The 22,182-nt window shown below is 47.2% G+C and carries 18 protein-coding genes and 2 pseudogenes; 12 read left to right on the forward strand and 8 right to left on the reverse strand.

What is annotated here, in order from left to right; all coding sequences use genetic code 11:
* The 7 genes and pseudogenes from J4G07_03710 to J4G07_03740 form a co-directional block, all read left to right on the forward strand.
* On the forward strand, positions 1-249 hold a 249-nt coding region (locus J4G07_03710; protein MCE2413090.1), incomplete at its 5' end, for a hypothetical protein.
* Between the two features lie 175 nt (positions 250-424).
* Positions 425-1,004: pseudogene (locus J4G07_03715) on the forward strand (hypothetical protein).
* Positions 1,005-1,314: 310 nt separating this feature from the next.
* Entirely contained in the window at positions 1,315-1,884 is a 570-nt protein-coding gene (gene pyrR / locus J4G07_03720; GenBank protein ID MCE2413091.1) for a bifunctional pyr operon transcriptional regulator/uracil phosphoribosyltransferase PyrR, read from the forward strand.
* A pseudogene (locus J4G07_03725) lies at positions 1,881-3,133 on the forward strand (dihydroorotase). Before pyrR ends, J4G07_03725 begins: the two are co-directional and overlap by 4 nt.
* A 142-nt stretch (positions 3,134-3,275) precedes the next feature.
* On the forward strand, positions 3,276-4,361 hold the full coding sequence (gene carA / locus J4G07_03730; protein ID MCE2413092.1) for a glutamine-hydrolyzing carbamoyl-phosphate synthase small subunit: 1,086 nt from the start codon (positions 3,276-3,278) through the stop codon (positions 4,359-4,361).
* A gap of 92 nt (positions 4,362-4,453) precedes the next feature.
* Positions 4,454-7,708 (forward strand): carbamoyl-phosphate synthase large subunit, encoded by a 3,255-nt coding sequence (carB, locus tag J4G07_03735; GenBank protein ID MCE2413093.1) that lies wholly within the window; start codon positions 4,454-4,456, stop codon positions 7,706-7,708.
* Positions 7,709-7,829: 121 nt separating this feature from the next.
* Entirely contained in the window at positions 7,830-8,597 is a 768-nt protein-coding gene (locus J4G07_03740) for a DNA helicase UvrBC (protein ID MCE2413094.1), read from the forward strand.
* 60 nt (positions 8,598-8,657) lie between these two features.
* Here J4G07_03740 and J4G07_03745 read toward each other — a convergent pair whose 3' ends face one another.
* On the reverse strand, positions 8,658-9,305 hold the full coding sequence (locus J4G07_03745; protein ID MCE2413095.1) for a hypothetical protein: 648 nt from the start codon (positions 9,303-9,305) through the stop codon (positions 8,658-8,660).
* Positions 9,306-9,476: 171 nt separating this feature from the next.
* Between J4G07_03745 and J4G07_03750 the strand changes: the two genes are divergently transcribed.
* Positions 9,477-10,901, forward strand: a complete 1,425-nt coding sequence (locus J4G07_03750) for a sigma-54-dependent Fis family transcriptional regulator (protein MCE2413096.1) — start codon at positions 9,477-9,479, stop codon at positions 10,899-10,901.
* 74 nt (positions 10,902-10,975) lie between these two features.
* On the opposite strand, the gene nagB is transcribed toward J4G07_03750, so the two are convergent.
* From nagB to J4G07_03775, 5 genes are all read right to left on the reverse strand, one after another.
* Positions 10,976-11,767 (reverse strand): glucosamine-6-phosphate deaminase, encoded by a 792-nt coding sequence (gene nagB, locus J4G07_03755; protein ID MCE2413097.1) that lies wholly within the window; start codon positions 11,765-11,767, stop codon positions 10,976-10,978.
* A 48-nt stretch (positions 11,768-11,815) separates the two neighbouring features.
* The gene (locus J4G07_03760; protein MCE2413098.1) at positions 11,816-12,604 is read right to left on the reverse strand and encodes a sugar phosphate isomerase/epimerase; all 789 of its coding nucleotides are present in this window, start codon (positions 12,602-12,604) and stop codon (positions 11,816-11,818) included.
* On the reverse strand, positions 12,601-13,944 hold the full coding sequence (locus J4G07_03765) for a tetratricopeptide repeat protein (GenBank protein MCE2413099.1): 1,344 nt from the start codon (positions 13,942-13,944) through the stop codon (positions 12,601-12,603). The genes J4G07_03760 and J4G07_03765 overlap by 4 nt, the downstream gene beginning before the upstream one ends.
* A 96-nt stretch (positions 13,945-14,040) precedes the next feature.
* A complete protein-coding gene (locus J4G07_03770) occupies positions 14,041-14,835 on the reverse strand; it encodes a LamG domain-containing protein (GenBank protein MCE2413100.1) in 795 nt (264 codons plus the stop codon).
* A gap of 305 nt (positions 14,836-15,140) precedes the next feature.
* A complete protein-coding gene (locus tag J4G07_03775; protein MCE2413101.1) occupies positions 15,141-15,932 on the reverse strand; it encodes a LamG domain-containing protein in 792 nt (263 codons plus the stop codon).
* Positions 15,933-16,295: 363 nt separating this feature from the next.
* Between J4G07_03775 and J4G07_03780 the strand changes: the two genes are divergently transcribed.
* From J4G07_03780 to J4G07_03795, 4 genes are all read left to right on the forward strand, one after another.
* Entirely contained in the window at positions 16,296-16,865 is a 570-nt protein-coding gene (locus J4G07_03780) for an NAD(P)H-dependent oxidoreductase (GenBank protein MCE2413102.1), read from the forward strand.
* Between the two features lie 49 nt (positions 16,866-16,914).
* Complete coding sequence (locus J4G07_03785) at positions 16,915-17,649, forward strand: ribonuclease HIII (protein MCE2413103.1); 735 nt, start codon at positions 16,915-16,917, stop codon at positions 17,647-17,649.
* A gap of 89 nt (positions 17,650-17,738) precedes the next feature.
* Positions 17,739-18,896: a tRNA 4-thiouridine(8) synthase ThiI gene (gene thiI / locus J4G07_03790; protein ID MCE2413104.1), complete on the forward strand. Its 1,158-nt coding sequence runs from the start codon at positions 17,739-17,741 to the stop codon at positions 18,894-18,896.
* A gap of 4 nt (positions 18,897-18,900) precedes the next feature.
* Complete coding sequence (locus tag J4G07_03795) at positions 18,901-19,926, forward strand: glycosyltransferase family 9 protein (GenBank protein ID MCE2413105.1); 1,026 nt, start codon at positions 18,901-18,903, stop codon at positions 19,924-19,926.
* On the opposite strand, the gene J4G07_03800 is transcribed toward J4G07_03795, so the two are convergent.
* Complete coding sequence (locus tag J4G07_03800) at positions 19,897-20,949, reverse strand: dipeptidase (protein MCE2413106.1); 1,053 nt, start codon at positions 20,947-20,949, stop codon at positions 19,897-19,899. The genes J4G07_03795 and J4G07_03800 overlap by 30 nt on opposite strands.
* A 30-nt stretch (positions 20,950-20,979) precedes the next feature.
* Positions 20,980-22,041: an iron-containing alcohol dehydrogenase gene (locus J4G07_03805; protein ID MCE2413107.1), complete on the reverse strand. Its 1,062-nt coding sequence runs from the start codon at positions 22,039-22,041 to the stop codon at positions 20,980-20,982.
* Between the last annotated feature and the right edge of the window lie 141 nt (positions 22,042-22,182).

Here is a 22,182-nt window from a genome sequence, read left to right on the forward strand (position 1 = left end):
AATCCGGGTGGACAAAACCTCTGGCGGTGGACGCTCGGTGAATTTCTGAACGACCAAAGCGGTTTCCTTCACATCCAATCCGATGTTTTTGGTGGTAACAGCGGCGGACCAGTACTTAACAAACAAGGTGTTTTGCTGGGGATTATCGCAAGAAGTGACAGGCACATGAATGCCTTGGCGATTCCAGTGAAAGACATAAACCGGTTACTGTCTGAATCGCGGTTAGAACATTCAAGGTCCCATAGATAGAATTATAGTAAAGTCCATAATTACTTGGACATTACAAGGCGAGGATACAATCCTCGCCAGCGGTGGTGTGGGGAACTTTGTTCATTGAGCACCTATTCACATATTTTGGGATGTTACTATAAACACACAAGAGCGAGATCTGTGATACTAACTTTTAGGAAAGAGGTACTAACAGATGGCATATAGCAATTTTACATTAGAAATGGTGCGAACAGCGTTTCAATTAGAGATAGTTGAGTCCGCAGGCATTTTTTCTGAAAACGACATTAGCACGAAATGTACCGTTAGCGATCACCATCAACACAGAAAAAGCAAAATCAGAACTGATTATCGCCGATATTCTCGTTGAACTCCGAGAACAGCTGGAACGTCGTATCAGTCTCTTTTCTGGCATTGATTTCAGCATTGATGACGAAAACGGATTGACTGGGGTTTGTGATTTTTTGGTGAGTTTGTCGCCTGTGCAATCTTTTTTAGAGGCACCCGTCATCATCCTCGTCGAGGCAAAGAAAGATGACCTAACTGTAGGTCTTGGACAGTGTGTTGCCGAGATGCTCGCAGCACAACGCTTTAATACTGAAAAAGGCAATAACATCCCTTATATCTATGGGGCTACCACTTCGGGGATAGATTGGCGATTCCTCAAATTGGAAGGGCAAAGACTCCACATTGATATGGTAATTTACCCGATCGCACAGTGCGACAAAATCCTCGGCATCCTCTCAAGCATGGTAGGAGGTTCTGACAATAGGTAAGCCCTAAACAATAAAAAAGTTTGCAATTGAAACACAAATGTGTTATACTATAATAGGAAGTAGGGTGTTAATGTCAAGAACCTTTTTAATCCAATCCAGAGAGGTTGAAAAAAGGATGAAAAAATACAATTTGAATCGGAATCATAATGTAGACTGTCCATCGGCAGCGGTTGGATGATGCCTTTCTCGTCACATCAGACGGGAGGGGCTTTTTTTATTGAGAGAACACAAGCGACAAACTTTACCTATCAACTCGACTCCGTTCCAAGAGATTCAAGCACGAGTTGATGGATAAACGGGGCAAAAATAAATGACTTCTTTAGATACCTTGGGGCGTGAAAAAGCACAAGTCATGAACACCGAAGAAATTCGGCGTGCCTTGCTCAGGATCGCCCACGAGATTTTAGAGCACAATCATAAACACATTGACGATCTCGTACTTGTCGGTGTCAAAAGTCGGGGGGACATTCTTGCGCACCGTATTGCTGAAAACCTTGAGCGAATCGAAAACATTGAAGTCGATGTGGGTGCGATTGATGTGACGCTATACCGTGATGATATCAATCTTCATGAGACGCAAATTCAAGTCAACAGCACTGAACTTCCGTTTGATATTACTGGGAAATGGGTCATTTTGGTGGATGAGGTGCTTTATACGGGACGTACCGTTCGTGCGGCAATGGATGCGCTGATGGATTTCGGTCGTCCAGCTGCGATCCAATTGGCGACCCTCATTGATAGAGGGCACCGCGAATTGCCAATTGCCTCCAATTATGTCGGCAAAAATGTTCCGACCTCCCGAAAAGAGTTCGTCAGAGTGCAACTCGCCGAAGAGAGCGGCGTTGATTCGGCAGTGATTTATGAGAAGGACGAGGAATGAGCGACGCATTTATCACCAACGGGCGTATCATCGACCCTGCTAACAACATTGATGAAGTTGGTAATCTTTCCATCGTTAACGGCAAAATTGAGGCGGTCGGTGGCGGAGAAAAACGAACAGAATCCCCGTCAGCCAATGTGTATGACGCAACAGGGCTGATTGTTACACCCGGATTGATCGATATGCACGTCCATCTCCGTGAACCCGGGCGACTGGGACGGCTGCGGCTGCAGCGGGTGGATTCACATCGGTTGCTTGTATGGCGAACACGTCTCCTGTTATAGACACGCCCGAAAAGATCGAACAGATCTATGACACCACACGCGAGACAGCAGAGACAAACGTGTACCCTTTTGGAAGTATTACCAAAAATCTCGCGGGTGATGAACTCACAGATATGCGTGGAATGCGTGCCGCTGGTGCAATTGGTTTCAGCGATGATGGCATTACTGTCATGAACGCCGCCCTTATGCGCGACGCACTCGCGTTGAGCGCGGAACTCGGTTTCCCAATTATGGTTCACTGCGAAGAGCACAACCTGAACGCGGGAGCTGTCATGAATTTAGTCATCGGAAGTCCAAACGCTGCGGAGGACATCATCGTCGCGCGTGACATCATGTTAGCAGAGATGACAGGTGGACACCTTCATGTTCTCCATGTCAGTACGGCAGGGGCAGTTGAGTTGGTGCGCCAAGGAAAACGTCGAGGTGTCCATGTGACTGCCGAGGCATGTCCACATCACTGGATCCTCACCGATAGGGAAATAGAAAAGCAAGGGACGAATGCGAAGATGCATCCACCCCTGCGTACACAGACCGATATTGACGCTGTTATTGAGGGTTTACGCGATGGCACAATTGACGCAATCGCGACGGATCACGCGCCGCATGCACCAGAAGAAAAGGCGCGAGGCATGCTTGAGGCACCGAATGGAATTATCGGTCTGGAGACCTGTGTGCCACTTGTGTTTACATCTCTCGTTGACCCGGGGCACCTCACAATGACTGAAGCAATTGCGAAAATGACTTCTATTCCAGCAAATATACTCGGTATCAATCGTGGAACACTTTCTATTGGTGCAGTCGGAGATGTGACAGCGATTAATCCAGACTTCGTCAATCAGGTTGACGTGACAAAATCTCGTTCAAAAAGTCGGAACACTCCTTTTGAAGGTTGGGAACTTAAGGGCTGGCATGCTATTACACTCAGAGAAGGCAGCAGAATAGGAGTACGCCCCAACTCAGAATAAAAAAGCGAGTCGCCTGCAACATACGCAGAAATCCGCAGAAACGCCCAAGCAAAAACCCCAAGCAAAAACATGCAGGCGGATATATGGAGAGGACAGCTTCTCACGCAACCCGCCTGAACGAACCGCAAGGAAAATTAAAAATATGAAAGCGATTCTCGCATTAGCGGACGGGACAGTCTTTGAAGGCGAGCAGTTTGGCGCGACAGGCGAAACCATCGGCGAAGTCGTCTTTAATACCAGTATGACGGGCTATCAGGAAGTTTTGACCGATCCTTCCTACAAAGGACAGATCGTAACGATGACATATCCATTGATAGGCAACTACGGTTGCAACGAAGCAGACGTAGAATCTATCGGTCCACAGGTAGAAGGGTTTGTCGTTCGTGAATACAGTGCATACTATAGTAATTGGCGCTCAAAATGGAGTTTGGATTCTTATCTCGCTGAACACGACGTTATTGGCATCCAAGGCATTGATACTCGCGCACTCACCCGCCGCCTCCGTGTTCACGGGGTAATGAACGGATGTCTCTCCACAGAGGATGTGAATCCTGAGAGTCTTATCGCGAAAGCCAAAGCGTGGCACGGTTTGGTAGGCTGGGACTTGGTGCAACGGGTGACGTGTCCGAGTTCGTATGCGTGGCGACAACCTGAAGAAAACAACTCCCATCCCAAATATCGCGTCATTGCCCTCGATTTCGGCATCAAATATAACATTTTGCGCCAACTGACCGAACACGGTTGTGAGGTTCAAGTCGTGCCAGCAAAAACATCCGCTGAAGAGATCCTCGCAGCGGAACCGGATGGTATATTTCTCTCAAATGGACCGGGGGATCCAATGCCAGTTGACTATGCGATCCAGACCATTCAAACACTCATAGGCAAAAAGCCGCTTTTCGGTATCTGCTTAGGACATCAGTTGCTGGGGCTCGCGCTGGGTGGAAAGACATTTAAATTGAAATTCGGACACCGGGGTGTGAACCAACCTGTCAAACATTTTGAGACGGACCGAGTCGAAATTACCTCACAAAATCATGGATTCTGCGTTGATATCGATTCACTACCGAACAGTGTTGACGTTACACATATCAATCTGAATGATGACACACTTGAGGGAATACAACACCGGGAATATCCCATTTTTTCTGTACAATATCATCCGGAAGCATCACCGGGTCCACACGATGCAAGTTATCTTTTCTCGCGTTTTACTGAAATGATGGAATAGCCATTAGCCATCAGCCGTCAGCCGTCAGCAAGAAGACTCTGGGTCATCAGAAACCTCTTTGCTGATAACTGAAAACCGACAGCGAATAAAAAATGCCAAAACGAACAGACATAGATAAAATCTTAATTATTGGATCCGGTGCGATTATCATCGGACAGGCTTGTGAGTTTGATTACTCCGGAACGCAGGCGTGTAAGGCACTCAAAGAAGAAGGGTACGAAATTACGCTTGTCAATAGCAATCCTGCGACTATCATGACAGATCCGGATTTTGCCGATCAGACCTATATTGAGCCGATTACAGCGGACACAGTGGAGCTTATAATTGCCAAGGAACGTCCGCAAGCATTGCTGCCAACACTCGGTGGGCAAACAGCTTTGAACGTGTCTGTTGAACTTGCCGAATCTGGTGTGTTAGACGAATATGAGGTTGAGCTGATTGGTGCGAAATTGCCTGCTATCCAAAAAGCGGAGGATCGCGCGCTCTTTAAAGAGGCGATGACAAAAATCGGATTGGCAGTTCCGAAGAGCGGTATCGCCCACTCGGTACAAGAAGCACTCGCGCTCGTTCAAGAGATCGGATTCCCAGCGATCATCCGTCCTGCGTTTACGCTTGGTGGCACAGGTGGCGGTATCGCTTACAACATCGAAGAATACGAGAAAATGGTTGCGTCGGGGCTTGCCCTGAGTCCAATCAATGAACTACTCATTGAAGAGTCTGTCATCGGATGGAAAGAATTCGAATTGGAAGTTATGCGCGATGGTGCGGACAATGTCGTCATAATATGCTCAATTGAAAATGTCGATGCCATGGGAGTCCACACCGGCGATAGCATCACTGTGGCACCTATCCAAACATTGACAGATAAAGAATATCAACTGATGCGGGATTCAGCGATCAAGATTATTCGAGAGATTGGTGTGGATACAGGCGGCTCCAATATCCAATTTGCTGTTGATCCAAAGACTGGCAAACAGGTCGTCATTGAGATGAACCCTCGCGTTTCCCGGAGTTCCGCCCTTGCGTCAAAAGCCACTGGATTTCCAATTGCGAAAATCGCAGCGAAACTCGCTGTCGGCTATAATTTAGATGAGATTCCCAACGACATTACAGCTGAGACGCCCGCATGCTTTGAGCCGACTATTGATTACGTGGTCGTCAAAATTCCGAGATGGGCTTTTGAAAAGTTTCAAGGGACCGATGAAACACTCACAACACAGATGAAATCTGTCGGCGAAGCGATGGCTATCGGAAGAACCTTTAAAGAGGCATTACAAAAAGGATTGCGTTCGTTGGAGACCGGATGGCACGGTTTAGATAACCATCCACTTGAGGCGTTACCACTTTCTGAACTACCGAGCAAGTTAAGCATTCCGAACGTCAAACGAATTTTTTATATTAAAGCGGCTCTCGCACGTGGGATGAGCATTGAGGAAATTCACGCTTACACACACATCGACCCATTTTTTCTCTACAATATGAAGGAAATCGTTGATTTTGAAAACGCTTTGTCTGAACCTGATGCCCGACACTATATAGACCAGCATTTACAAAATCCTGATACCGATGGTGAGGTTCCCAAAAAACTTTTACAACAAGCAAAACAGTTCGGATTTTCAGATCGACAGTTGGGGGACATTTACGGTGTTTCTGAAGAAACCATCCGAGAATGTCGGAAAGGTCTCGGCGTTCATGCAACTTTCAAAACTGTTGACACTTGTGCCGCGGAGTTTGAAGCAGAAACGCCTTACTATTATTCGACCTGTTCGAGTGAAGATGAGGTGCGTCCGTCTGATAAACCTAAAATCATGATACTCGGTGGCGGTCCGAATCGTATTGGTCAGGGGATCGAATTCGACTACTGTTGTGTCCATGCCGCCCTCGCACTCAAAGCCGATGGTTATGAAACCATCATGGTAAACAGTAATCCAGAGACTGTTAGTACCGATTATGATACCTCCGATCGGCTTTACTTTGAACCGTTAACCTGTGAAGACGTTCTCAATATTTATCACAAAGAGAAGCCATCTGGTGTGATTGTTCAATTCGGTGGGCAAACCCCGTTGAACCTTGCGATTGCGCTCAAAGCTGCAGGTGTACCGATTATCGGTACGAGTCCTGAAGATATAGCCCGTTCCGAGGACCGGCGCCTTTTCAAAGCGGTTTTAGACGACATCGGGTTAATGCAACCGCCTAACGGAACAGCGACATCGAGTGAGGAAGCTGCCCCTATAGCTGCGGCACTCGGCTATCCTGTTATCGTTCGTCCGTCGTATGTTTTAGGCGGACGCGCCATGCAGATCGTTTACGATGAAGAACTCCTGCACGAATACATGCACTCCGCTGTTCAAGCTTCACCTGAACATCCTGTACTCATAGATAAATACCTTGAAGAAGCGATTGAAGTGGATGTTGATGCAATATCTGATGGAAACCTTACCGTTATCGGTGGTATCATGGAGCACATTGAGGAGGCTGGCATCCATTCAGGGGACAGTGACTGCGTGCTGCCACCTTATACGCTCGTGGATGAACAGATTGAAAATCTCAAGACCTTCACCTACGCCTTGGCAAAAGCCCTAAATGTCCGTGGTTTGATGAACGTCCAATACGCGATAAAGAACGATGAGATTTATGTGCTTGAGGTGAATCCGCGGGCATCCAGAACCATTCCATTCGTGAGTAAAGCCATTGGTGTGCCGCTAGCAAAGCTCGCAGCACGTGCGATGGCTGGCAAGTCCCTCACTGAACTTGGGTTTACAAACGAAATTGAACCCGCGTATTTCAGTGTCAAGGCTCCGGTATTTCCTTTTAACCGCTTTCCGGGTTCAAACACGCGCTTGGGTCCTGAGATGAAATCGACTGGGGAGGTCATGGGAATTGATACCGATGTTTCCCGCGCCTTTGCGAAGGCACAAAAGGCGTGTGGTTATACTTTACCACTCGGTGGTAAGGTCTTCATCAGTGTGAAAAACAAAGATAAGCGTGCCATTATTTTCATCGCCAAAAAACTTACGGACATGGGTTTCGAGCTTATCGCTACGCACGGAACCGCAAAGGTCCTCCTTCGCAATGGAATGGAGTCAGAGCTGGTCTTCAGTATCGGTAAAGGGAGACCGACGATTCATGATTACATCAAAAATCATGCGGTAGATCTTATCATCAACACACCGACCGGGGACTTACATCGTCCTAATGAACTCCTAATTCGCGAAATGGCGATAGCACACGATATCCCGATCTTCTCAACCATACCCGGAGCGGCTGCGGCTGTTAACGCCATTGACGCGTTGCAGCGCGGAGATATTACAGTCACGCCACTTCAAGATTATTTTCAGTTGCTTTAATAGTTTTCAGCTCTCTATTCTCAGTTTTCAGTTAAAAGGTCTCCGTTGATACAAACTATCCCTTTTACTGACGACTGACGACTGATAACTGGCGACTTTTAAAAAAAGGATAGATATATAAATGGCGAATGAATCTATACAGAGAAACACCCGGTGGGTTCAAACTTTCGACCGAATACTTGAGTCGCTAAACCTTGATGCAGAGCGTCCTGTGAGTGTTCTGCAGATTGAAGATGGTAGGGAAGTCGTCGTTGTACAACCCAATGCTTTCACTATCTCGCGAATTTATGCGACTGGTCGTCCTGATGGTATGCGTCCACACGGTGTAGATTCCTATTACGATTACTTCTTCGCGAGGTTGCGAGAGTATGAAGAACAGCACGGAACCCGTGAGGGGTTTCAATTGGAGTCGGAGGAATGGGAAATCCTTTTTGAGGAATCTTTTCATCGTTATACCCGTTACCTTCTATTCGCAGGTATCAAACGGTGGGAAGATGTCCAACGCGATACCGCTACGAATCTGGCAGTAACAAATTTGGCACGCGAATGTGCTCCATCCGAAACTGCTTGGCGGAGTTACCAGTATAAGGGATATATGCTCATGATGCACAGCATCGCTAAGGCAGAATTGAGCCTGCAAGAGGACGATACAGCGACAGCATTGCAACAGATTGACGCTGGAATACAACAGATTGGGGAGTTCTGTGGCGAATGTTTACGCGAGGAACACGGTGAGGCAGAAAATATTACCCGTGAACGTTATCTCAGCAACCTTATAGAATTTCGATCCGATCTGGAGACACTGGATTCAGACGCTACCGAAGCAGAAAGCGATGAAGAAGATATCTTGGCAGAGTTGGAGAGATTGCTAAACGAGGATGAGGAATAGGGTAAGGTTCTATTAGGACACTATTGTTCAGGGGCTGTTGTTTTAAAACTTTATCGTCCACTACGTCTCGTCTTCATGTGGTGCTTGTATCAGGATACCTCCAAAGAACAGGAACGCGATGCCTCGGATGAGCACATGCAATTGTATCCCGAAGTCCAAAAGAACACCGACTGGAAAAGCGATCACTGAAACAAAGAACAGATAACCAGCAACCGGATTTCCCCACGAATGGAGCGCGGAGCCGTAGCAGATTGCAAGAAGTGCACAGAGGAATGCTCCGGTCATAAAGAGAGCTTCCCCCCACTCTGCCCACAATGCGTAGAATGAGGTGCTAATTGCAGCGGTCGTTGATTCGCTGGCAAGTTCGGATAGCAAGTTTAAAGGAGCAGTTTGTGAACAATGGGCTATCAATTCTATGGTAAGCCAAGGGATGGCGAAGCAGGCTCCGAGAATACTACGTGAACCAGCGTCTGAAGAAAGTAAACCATACCCAGCTAATAGCATTGGCACAAGTAAAATGGTCGAAACGACCCCTATTCCGTGATAAACCCCAATTTTTCCTATGAGTTCCAGTTGTTCTGCTGATGGGAGTGAAGAAAGAGTCGATAAACCAAAAATAAACCAAATACTTGAGGCAAGCATGAGAAAACCACTCAAGCCGCCAGTAAGCCCACCGAGTCTATACAGTGAGCTGAGCTTTTTGTCCATTCATTCCTCCGAAAAAGTGCAATAAAATTCTTCGTATCAAATGCTATAATTCTATCGTATATTATGATTTTAATAGTTTACTCGAATTCAAAATTTTAAACAAACTATTTTTTTGAGGAATAAAAATAACTTGAGTGGAAAATCGGGAATATTTTAAAAGGTGCTCCGACCATGAACACGGAAAAAACGGTGCTTATCGTAGATGCCGACAGGACGGAACGGGAACTTGTTTGTGAAACACTTGCAGGTCAAGGGTTGCGTCTCGTCGTTACAGGGAATATGTATCAAGCGTTTCATCATATTGAGCACCTAAGGGTAGACATTCTCATCGCACAATTGAGAGCGGAACGGATTGATGGATTGTCACTGCTCGATGCCGCAGCACAGCACCAACCTGATGTTGGTGTGATTTTTATCACAGCGTCTAACATTCTGGAAACCGACATTGGTATCAAAGCGATGCTGGCATATAAAGATTCCTTTTTTCTACCGAAACCGGTTAATCCTGTCCATCTGGCGGCACTTTTGCAGAGGACTCTTGAAAACCAACGTCTCGCTTTCGAAAATCGGCAATTACAATCACAAATAGATGAGAAAGAAGGGTTACGTCGTCTCACAGGGAAGTCGTCTCAGATCACAAAAATTCGCGACATGATTACGCAGATCGCGCCGACAAAAGCGACTGTGATGATATACGGTGCGCGGGGGACAGGCAAAGAATTGGTTGCCCGTGCGATTCATCATCGAAGTTTACGACGCGGTTCTCTGATTGCCTTCAATTGTGCAACGCTAAACGAAAACCTAGCAGAATCTGAACTCTTTGGTCACGAACGTGGCGCGTTTAGTGGCGCGTATGATCAACGCATCGGGAGATTTGAACTTGCACATGGGGGCACCCTATTCCTTGACGAGGTCTCGCAACTCAGCCCATCCAATCAAGCACGCCTTTTGCGTGTCCTCGAAGAACGTGAATTTGAACGGGTCGGTGGTGACAAGACGATTCAGGTCGATGTCCGTGTTGTGTGCGCCACGAACCACGATTTAGAAGCCGCTTCCAGTAGGCGAGAATTTCTCCCAGATCTCTATGATCGGCTTAACGTAGTGCCTATCTACCTCCCAACACTTCAGGAACGCGTTGAAGATGTTCCGCTGCTCGTTAAGGATTTCCTTGAAGAGTTCAGCAAACAGAATGGTAAGTCTCCAATAACGATCGCACCGGAGGCGGTTAGAACATTGATGAAATACGATTGGCCCGGGAATGTTCGCGAATTGAAAAACTGTATTGAAGGTATGGTTGTTATGTCCAATCAATCAACAATCCAGCAGATTCACCTGCCTGAACGTATTCTCAAAGCAACGGGAACAGAGTTTTCAAATTTACTTTCGGTGCCTGATGTCTGGCAAATTGGTGCGAATAACGGTGGGCAACTTTTAAATGTAGAGGTCGGTATGTCCCTTGATGAGATTAATCGGGAGGTACTGCGCGCTACCCTCGAATCCGTAGACAATAACAAGGCAAAAGCGGCAAAAATTCTCAAAGTAAGCCGACGGACAATCCAACGGAAAGCAAAAGAGTACGGTCTCTCCAACGAATAAGAATTGTCACAGTGCCCTATTTTCCGTCCGCTTATCTGGAGTCTTCAAGCGCATCAATTTAACGCAGCGGACATTCAGTATCCTTCGGACAAGAGTTCCTGCTTGTTTGCATAAACCTGTTTATAATAATCTATGCGTTTGAGTTGCGAAGCCGCTTCTTCGTCAATGATGACAACCGTTCGAGGATGCATTTGCAACACCGATGCTGGCACTTCCGCTGTGATAGATCCCTCTACGGCGTGAGCAATCGCTCCCGCTTTCGATTCGCCGTTTGCCAGCAGCAGACACTGTTTCGCTTCCATGATCGTGCCTACCCCCATTGTAATCGCCATTTTTGGCACTGCATCGACGGCTCCTCCGAAATGCGGTGCGTTAGCCTCAAGCGTACTCTGCGTCAAAGTCTTGATGCGAGTCCGAGACCCCAGAGATGAACTCGGTTCATTGAAACCGATGTGCCCATCTTTTCCAATTCCAAGCACTTGGATGTCGATGCCACCCGCGTTTACAATTGCTGCTTCGTACTGCTCACAAAATTCCTCGTGTGCTACAGCCGTGCTCTGTGGGATATGGCGATTCCCAGCAGGGATATTAACAGCATTAAAAAAATGGGTCTCCATGAAGGTGTGGTAACTATACGGATGGCTCGGTGGAATTCCGACGTACTCATCTAAGTTAAAAGTCGTCACGGCTGAAAAATCGAGTCCTTCCGTTTTGTGCATTCGTGCCAAGGCTTTATAAAGCCCAACGGGTGTGCTACCTGTAGCGAGTCCCAAAACGAGGTTCGGCTTTTTTAGGAGTGCGCTTCGGATAATTTCCGCCGAAACCGCTATAAGCTGCGTATAAGTCGGTTGAATAATAACTTCCATTTATTTCGTGAATACTTTCCAATTACGTGAGTATTTTTGGGTTTCGTGTTAAACATTTCCAGCGATGATCCTGTCCATATCACTGCTGATACTCTGCACCCTACCCTCTGGATTGTCTCCGTCAACGGGGAGTTCTGCAGTCATGTAATCGTCATATCCGACCTCTTCAAGTGCTGCCATAACGGCGTTCCAATCGATTGTGCAGTCTTCAATCAGATAGGTAAACCGGGTCTCATTTGCGTTGAAACCCTTGATATGCACTTTAGAAATACGGCTACCAAGCGAGCGAATCCAATGTTGTGGATATCCATACAGCACGATGTTACCAACGTCAAAATAGGCTGTTACTGTTTCATCCTCAAATTCGTCGAGATACTGAGAAAATTCCATCGGACTGAGTAGAAATTTATTCCAAACGTTCTCAATGGCGATTGTGATGCCTTTTTTTGATGCCTCTGGAATCAGTTTTCGGATTTCTGTTTGTGAACGTTCATACGCTGCTTCGTAGTGGGTCGCTTCATTGACAACAGCCGGAACGAGTAGTACTGTGTCCGCTCCGACAACCCTTGCGGTCGCTATGGAGTCAAGCATTCCTTCTCTCGATTCGGCACGAACCGTGTCATCTGCATCGGAAAGTGGACATGACCAGTGTTTGCTATTCATCACACCGAACACTTCCAATTGATGTTGCGTTGCGATCTCTTTTGTCTCGTACCGGTCGTCACCATTTACGAGGGTACCAATTTCAACACCGTCAAAACCGGCTTCTTTCGCGAGCTTAAACCGTGCTTCCGTCGAATTACCGGGTAATGAGCCGATGCATATCCCTTTTTTCATCTATTTTTCCTTTCGGTTCGGTCCGCGGCTTGCGCCGTCTGAATTTTTGATAGGAATTTGTTGTATACGTCTACCTCTGGTGCCAACGCAAGGGCTTGATGAATCGCTTCCAAAGCCTCCGCATATTGTGTGTTGCGGTAGTAGGTGTATGCGAGTGTATCGTAGTATCTCGCAGTCGGTTCCAAGGAGACAGCATGCTTTGCTAAGTCAATTGCTTGCTGCATCTCCTTACCGAGTCCGGCATAAAGGCGAGCCAAGTTGTTATATGCTTCTGCTGCTGTGCTATCCACAACGATTGCACGCTTGAACGCTGCAATCGCTGGTTCAAACTGCTGTTGGTTGATATAAATGACACCTAACTTCAACCATGTCTGCGGGTCGTCTGGTGCGATTTCCGTAGATTTCTGATACGCCAATGCCGCTTTTTCAAAGGCTCGCTGTTTGATGAAGACTTCGCCGAGATGCGCGTACCCTGGCAAATAAGACGGATGCACCTGTGTGGCAGTTTCGTAAATCTGGACGGCTGCTGTTAAATTATTATAAGCCTCGTGAAGTTCTCCTAATTTGATGTATAGCATCGGCAGATTCGGATTTAGATAGAGTGCCTCACGATATTCATGTACCGTGTCCTCGTAAGTTTTCAGGTGTCGAAACTGTGCCATAGCTGCCGCGGCTTGTTCACTGTTCCCAAGCCGTCGATAGGTGAGTGCTCGCCGATAATGTGCCTGTGATAAATACTGATTTCGGACGAGCGCGGCATCGTAATACTCCATCGCCTGTTGTAGGCGATTCTGCAGTTCTGATACCCTGCCCAAGCCGTAATAGGATTCAGTATGGTCGGGATTTAAGCGGATGCTCTCACGATAAGCATTTTCAGCCGCATTCAACCGGTGTTGTAGCACATACACATCACCGAGATGGATGTGTCCTTCTGCGTTTTCAGGAAGTAGAGCGAGTGCTTGTCTGAGATGGTTTTCGGCATGGGTCAATTCGCCTTGGGTCTTGTAGACGACACCTAAATGAAGGTGCGCGGTTCCATGCACACCCTGTGGTGCTTTTAGTGCCAAAGCACTCTGATATGCCGATACCGCCTCGCTTAAGCTGTTGAGTTCCTGATAAACAATACCGATGTAACATTCGGCGAGGCTCCCAACGTCCTCGGATGTCGCAAATTCTTTTCGGATGCTTTGAAATTCGGTGAGTGCCAGATCGTATCGTTCCGCGTCAAGGTAGCGCGCCCCGCGTTCAAACCTGTTGTTGAGTTCCAGCTCAGCATCGCACCATCCTTGTATGGCTGAAAATAAAATGAGCAAAAGAAAGCAGGTGATTAAGGATTTCATTGTGGGGAGTAGACGGCATTGATGCGTAAACACACGCGGAATGAGAGAGTAGGTGTGGGACGGCGCGGGAGCCGTCCCTACATTTCAGGGGTGAAATTAGTCACGATTTCTTTTCAGTTGTCCCCACGTCGTGGCGACCTTGTCTTCAGGTTCAACAGGAAGCAGCCCACCGTCCATAACATTCGTGATCTCTTTTTCGTCGAGAGCTCTGTCGTAGACATAGAGGTCATCGATGTAGAACTTCGCGGCGTTATAACCCGTTCTACCGATGTAAAGTTTCTCTGCCCCTTGGGCGTGATCCTTCGGAACAGTCTGTTTATCAACCTCTTTGCCATCGATGTAAAACAGGAAGTCGGTCCCTTCTTTTATCCCAGCAATGTGATACCATTTGTTTTCATCAAATGTATCACCTTCTCCATCAGGACCAACACAATGGCTTCCAGCGTTTCCAGGATTGAATCGGTAGTGGATGTGCAAAGGCACACGGTTACAGGTCCAGATACCCGGTGAACGGTCAGAGCCAGGAGCTTTTTTCGCGATGATTTGATCCCAGCCCCCGGAGTTCGGATCGGTAAAGTTGAGCCAGAAGAGATAGGAGTTGTCTGTATAATCTTCCAATTCTTTGAAGGAATCGACTGTCACGCTGTCTCCGGGCTTTGCGAATAACATTGCGCCGTTGCCGTGGACGACTTCATCCTTGACAATCTTCGCGCCATCAACGATTTCACCATCGTTTCCACCACCGGTTTCATCTTCAAGATTTCCACCTTTTGCTTCATCGAAACTGAAGTAAAGGATTAAACCCTTATCTTCAACCTTTGCGGCATCTGTAGAGAGCGCGCTGCCTACCATCAGTAGTGCAACAGCGAGTACATACATAACTAAACGCATGAGTTTACCTCCTCATGTCTTAAACGCAATTGATGTACCGTGCGGACCCGAAAAAAAGCCCGCGTTTTAACTCACAAAATATCGTAAAAGAATTGCTTAAATATGTCAAGGAAAATCTGCGTCTGAAACTTTCCGATGCCATCTATAAAATTCAAAGCATTTATTGTATTGTCGCTGGCGTTCGGATTTGTGTTATCTATCTGTAGAGATGGAGGGACAAGCTTCGCTGTAGAAAACAGGCAAGTATAGATATAAAAATGGATATGGGGCGACGTGAGAGTCGCCCCACACTTTATGATGTGAAATTAATCACGACGTGTTTTGAGTTGTCCCCACGTCGCAGCGAGTTTGTTTTGCGGTTCCACAGGGGTGAGAAGACCGCCGTCCATGACAATTGCTACCTCATCAGCACTGAGGGCTCTGTCGTAGATATAGAGGTCATCAAGGTAGAACTTCGCAGAATTATACCCCGTTTTACCGATATAGAGTTTCTCTTCCCCTTGGGCATGACTTTCCGGAACTGTCTGTTCGTCAACCACTTCACCATCAATGTAAAACTTGAATCCGGTACCTTCTTTTACACCAGCAATATGGTGCCAGTCGCCGGTATCAAATGCATCACCTTCGCCTTCAGGACCGACACAGTGGCTTCCGGCGTTGCCCGGATTGAACCGGTAGTGAATGTGCAACGGCACACGGTTACAGGTCCAGATACCCGGTGAACGGTCAGAACCCGGTGCTTTTTTCGCGATGATTTGATCCCAGCTGCCAGAGTTCGGGACAGTGAAATTGAGCCAGAAGAGATAGGAATTGTCTGTATAATCTTCTAATTGTTGAAATGATTCGACCGTCACACTGTCATTAGCTTCGTCGCATAACAACGATCCTCCGCCGTAGACAACTTCATCGGAAACAATGTCCGCGCCATCGATCATACCATCATTTCCGCTGCCTGTTTCATCTTTAACTGTACTGCCATCTGCTTCGTCGAAACTGAAGTAAAGAATTAAGCCGTCGTCTTGGATTACGGCGTGTGTGGTGAGCGCGCTGCCTACTATTAGAAAGACAATGGCAAGTAAATACAACATTAAACGCATGAGTTTACCTCCTCATGTCTGAAACAAATTAACATGCTATGCGAGCAGTTTGCGTTAAGACCGGCTTCCAGCCATCTATTCATGAAAAGGCTCGCGTTTTTATTTACATAAGTATTATATAAAGAAATGCTAAATAGGTCAAGGAGAATTGTCTCCACCCATTTTCTCTTGGAAATGGATGATATCGAAATTTACATTTGTTTTAATTAAGACAGCCATTGGACTATTCCTGATGTTCCTGTGTATAAAAATCCTTTGACATACCTTTATTTCTGTGGTATGCTAAGTTGAACTTCAATGGATTTAGGTGATACTGAATTCACGAGGATTGCCCTATTTTATTTTTTTCAAAGGGATGTTGAAATGAAGAGTACCGATAATCGATCCATCTACGTCGTTGCCATCTGTGGGAGTCTGCGACAGGGTAGCTCAACGCATGCTGCACTCCAAATCGCGCTCTCTGCTGCGAAAGAGGCTGGTGCTGAAGTCGAGTTGCTTGAGCTCGGTGAATACGACCTCGTTTTCCAAGGTTCTGTCGCGAGTGAAAGTGACTATCCGCCTGGTGTGCTCAAGTTGCGGGAAAAAGTGAAACGTGCACACGGCATACTTCTCGGATCGCCTGAATACCACGGTAGTTTCAGTGGTGTCCTTAAAAGTGCACTCGATTTGATGGGATTTGATGAGTTTGAGAATAAGGTGATCGGGCTTATCGGTGTATCCGGGGGACGAATGGGCGCGGCGAACGCGCTGTCTATGTTACGGACGGTAGGCACTGCCCTTCACGCATGGGTTGTCCCGAATGACGTATCAATCCCAAACTCATCTGAGGCGTTTGATGCGGATGGTAATTTACACGATGCTGAATTGACGGCGCGCGTCAAAGCTGTAGCCGAACAGGTTACCGAATTCGCTGCACTTCGGAATTCAGCATAAGAACAGGAACGATACAGAAACATAGGACGAATAAAACCCGGTAGACGAAATGAACACAATACACAATTGGGATGCCTGGCTTGGAACGGATGAAGCGGGAAAGGGTGATTATTTCGGTCCGCTCGTCGTCGCAGCAGTTTACGTGGATGCAGATTGTCGAGAAACCCTCCGTGATTTGGGAATTGCCGATGGGAAAACGCTATCAAATCGTCGTATTCGGGACCTCGCTGAATCGATGCACCATCGCTATGAAAAGCGTATCGTTGTCGTGAAAAGGATGCCCAACGCGTATAATCCCCTTTATAACGATTTTCATAAGCGAGGACAAAACTTAAATCACCTTCTGGCATCGCTCCATGCAGAAGCCATTCATACTTTAGCGACTCGGGTAGGCGCGAAACACGCGCTTGTTGACAGGTTTTCTAAGGACGACCTCATCACACAACAGCTACGCCAACGCATGAAGGGAAAACCACGTTTGCAACAAGGTCCGTCTGTTCCATTTCAAGGTGGAATTTCGCGTGGTATCCATTTAGGGATTGAGATAATACAGGTCCCAAAAGCAGAACGGGATATTGCCGTTGCTGCCGCCTCTATCATCGCTCGAGATGCTTTCCTGAAGGCTATGGAAACCTTGTCTGAAAAATATGAGATTTGTTTGCCGAGAGGCTCGTATCAAGTCGTAGAAGCAGGCAAAGAATTTGTCGCGATACATGGGAGTAGTGCATTGGGGAACGTTGCAAAACTTCACTTTAGTTTAACAGATGTTGTTCGGGCTTCCTAAGCGAGAGCACACACCACTCCCTTACAATACAACAAGCCTCCTCGTGAAACGAAGTGGCGCGCGGAGCAGAAACCTAATCGTTAAAAAATATGGAAGCATTATTTAGCATTCATTACGCCGAAGTTGGACTCAAAGGCAAAAATAGGGTATTTTTTGAGAAACGACTTGTGAATAATATCAAACTGTCCCTGCGCGGCACAGGATATGCAGAGGTAGAACGCCTTCACGATAGAATCCTTGTGCATCTTGGACAAAGTGTTGACCTCACAGAAGTTAAGAGACGTTTGCAGCGGGTTATGGGTATCGCTTATTTTGAACTCGCTTGTCGGACCGAAAGAGACATCACTGCTATTAAAGAGGCTGCCCTACGGCAGATCCAAAATGCCTCTTACGAATCCCTTAAAGTCGAGACACGACGAACAGATAAAACCTTTCCGTTAACCTCTCCACAGGTGAGTGCAGAGGTTGGTGGTTATCTCGTCACGGAAACGGGTACGAGAGCCGATATGCATAATCCCGATTTAGTTTGCTGGGTGAAAATAACACATAATGCGGCGTATATCTCCACCGAGAAAATTCCAGGGATTGGCGGGTTGCCTGTCGGTGTGAGTGGTAAAGTGCTCGTTATGTTGTCTGGCGGGATTGATTCCCCTGTTGCAGCATGGCAGATGATAAAACGTGGTGCGAAAGCCGTTTTCATCCACTTTTACAGTTATCCGTATACCGATAAAGCCTCTTTGGAGAAGGTAATTGAACTCATTGAGATTTTAGCGGTATCAAACTATCGCAGCACCGTTTATCTCGTTCCATTTGCTGAACTCCAGCAGGCTATCGTCGCTGCGACACCGGCACCCTTCCGAGTGGTGCTGTATCGGCGAATGATGACCCGAATTGCCCAGCACATTGCGACCACAGTGAATGCAGAGGCACTCGTTACTGGCGAAAGCCTCGCACAAGTCGCTTCACAAACCTTAACAAACCTCAGAACGATTGAAGCGATTGCCGAGATCCCAATTTTGCGACCACTCATTGGCGAGGACAAGGCTGAAATAATCGAAAAGGCACAGCGGATCGGCACTTTTGACGTATCCACACGCCCACATCAGGATTGTTGCTCCCTCTTTGTCCCGAAGCATCCTGCAACCCGTGCGTCGCTCATCGAATTAGCAGACGCAGAATCGGGTTTAGATATAGACGCGTTGGTTGAAGATGCGTTAAATAATCTTGAAAAACAGGTCGTCGGTTGAACAGATGATTTCTCAAAAAATTCTGCTCATTCGTCTCAGCTCCCTTGGGGACGTTGTGCTTACAACGCCAGCTATTCGAGCGGTCCGTGCCCATTTCTCGGATGCTTATATCGCTATGCTCGTAGGAAAACAGTCAGCGGATGTCCTTCGAGAAAATCCACACCTTGATGAGATAATTACGTTTGACCGACTCGCTAAGAACAAGGATACACGCGAGATGTTACGGACGGTCCGCGTCCTACGTGAACGTAAATTCACGCTGGCTATCGACCTACAGCGGAAGTTCCGTACGGAGCTGCTGATGTATTTCAGCGGTGCCGCTGATCGTGTGGGTAAAGGTGTGCTCTGTACTGTCCGGGTCCTTGAGCAAGGGAACAAACACGCCACAGCACACTATTTTGACCTGTTGCATGCAGTCGGAATTCCGGCAGTAGATCAAAAACTTGAACTGTTTCTTGCTGAATCTGAGCGCACAGATGCTTCGCAGCGATTTGATGCTGCAGGTGTTACACAGACGGGTTTAAAGGTGGGGGTTTTTCCGGGAGCAGGATGGAAGTTACGTGAATGGATGCCTGATCGCTTCGCAACTATTGGGGACAGGCTGGTTCGGCATTTCAACACCGAGATCCTGATATTCGGAGGACAAAAGGAGGCGGAACTCGTACATACCGTTGCGAATTTGATGGATGCGCGCGCCGTTCCGTTCGCTGGAAATCTTCAGGTTCGGGAGTTAGCCGCCTGTATTGAAAAGTGCGATCTCTTTCTCACAAACGATACCGGTCCGATGCACATTGCCGCAGCAGTTGGAACGCCCACTGTATCCTTGTTCGGTCCCGGCAATCATATTCGATTTCAACCGCTCGGCGGTTTGCACCAGACCCTTCGTCACGATGTGCCATGCAGCCCTTGTAAGCAATTTACAGATAAATGTAAAGATAATATCTGTATGAAAAAAATCACTGTAGATGAGGTGTGGCAGTCTATCTCCGAGACGCTTACTTCATCCGCACGCCGCCTCAAAAACACGTAGGTGATTCTCCCCGAGCACTTTTCGGATATCTTCGTCAGTATAGCCACGATCACTTAAACCTTCAGCGATCTTGATGAACTCACTGGCATCCTTGAGTAGATCGCCCCCGCCGTCGAAATCTGATCCGATACCAACATGATCAATCCCAGCGATGTCGATGGCGTAGGCGAAGTGGTTGAGCAGCTGCGCCAATGGAGGCATCTTTGTCCATCCATCGGTAGTGATAAACCCCGGAACAAAGGTGATACCGACAACTCCACCGTTAGCCGCTAAGGCTTTTAGTTGCTCGTTACTCAGATTCCGTGAGTGGCGACACAAGGTTTTGCAATTGCTATGTGACGCAATGACAGGGCGTTCCGATATTTCCAGCACGTCCCAAAATCCACGTTCACTAATATGCGAAACATCCACGAGCATTCCAAGACGATTCATCTCTTTGACTAATGCCATACCGAATCGTGTCAAGCCGCCCCCCATATCCTCTTCATCGTTTCCTGTCGATGCCCATGTATTCAGGTTATGGGTCAGTCCAATTGAGCGAACACCAAGCGTATACAGTGATTGGAGAATATTAAGGCTCCGTTCGACGGCTTCACTATTTTCAATCACAAGAACTGCGGCGAGTTTGCCAGCTGCTTTTGCTTCTCGGATATCACTTGCCTTCTGGACGATACAGATATCGTTGGCGTTTGCTGCCACTTCTGTCTCGAACCAACCGAATGCATCTAATGCATAGGCGAGATGATTTTTCCATGCGCGTGTCACGTCAACAGCGAAAAAAGCGGCATCAATACCTCCGTGCCGCATTTTCGGTATATTGAGTTGGATGCCTATGGCTTCCTCTTCAGGTGGAACAGGACCGCGTAGGTAAGCAATAGTGCCAATCGGATCTGTAGTGTTCTGGACACTTTCGTCAGCGAGACTGACATTGCCTCGGCGGATATGTGCCACGATGGCATCGTTGTGTGAATCTATCACGAGTGCCTGCTCATGTAGTTCGGAAATTTGCGTGTTTAATGTCATTTTTTTCTCTTTCTTCTCCATGTCCTGAGGCTAATCTAATATCGTTTGTATCGTCCGTTCAGCAATGTCGGGTGTAATCCGTAAAGTCGTTGCGACAGTATATGGAAGCTGATGGTGCGCGACATAGTCGGATAGGTTGATAAGCGTCTCGGCAATTGCATCACGGGCAACAGCGGACGGACGGTAATTAATCTGCAAACACTCCAACGCGTGACGGTACTGCGTCCAAGGTTGCGATTGCAACACAGCCATCAAGAGAATACCGAGTCCTACCAATTCGCCATGTAAAAGCGATTCACCATTTGTAGTCTCGTTATCGGTACTCCTCCCTTCAGCGGGTGTTAAATGGTTCTCAATGGCATAGACGAAATAATGTTCGCTTCCCTCTTCAACACGGCTGTGTCCGCATTGATAGCAGAGTTGGACTTCCATACAAAGCAGATCAAGTAGGAGTTTCAAGCCGGTTGGCGTCCCATTCCCGATTTCCCGTGCGTTATCCAGAAGCGTTTGCAGGAGCGTGCTTGCTATGCCAACCGCTTGTGGTGTGAGTTGTTGGTTTGATGGGTTCGCCTCCATCTTCTCCGCTTCCTGCCAATCCCAGAGTGCTGTCGCGATTGAGAGAACATCTGCAGCACCGCTTGCCCGCATTGAGGCAGGAGCATTGCACAACACCTCCATATCTATAATAACAGTGTCCGGTGCTTTTGAAGGAACATAATGGACACACCCATTTTCTCTAACGCCTGTCGCATCGGTAAGAAAAGCATCCGTCGATAGAATGGTGGGGAGCGCAATGAGTGGCAACCCTTTGGCAGCAGCAACATATTTGGCAGTATCAATTGCTAATCCTCCACCGATGCCATAAACCACTTCCGCCTTACACGCTTCCGCAAGCGCAGCCATATCTGTCCGCGTGTTGCTATCAGCGTAGATAGGGTGTCGCGTATTTATGTCAATGCCATTAACGACCTTCCATGCCGGAGCTGTCGTCAGAACGACAGCCTCGCGATGTTCTTTAATATTCGCAAAAGGACATCTCACGATACTTGGCAATCGTCCAATCTTTTCATGAGAACAATCATCTCGCAACATTTTTTAATTATACCTTGCGGTTAAATGACGTCGGTTTGAACTTTAACATTCTTTTCTCGAATCTGAAGAAATCCGCAGAAATACCCTATCAAAAACATCCCTTCATTTCAATTTATGAGACTGAAGGACTTACTTCATTGT

Source organism: Candidatus Poribacteria bacterium (assembly GCA_021295715.1).
GTDB lineage: Bacteria > Poribacteria > WGA-4E > WGA-4E > WGA-3G > WGA-3G.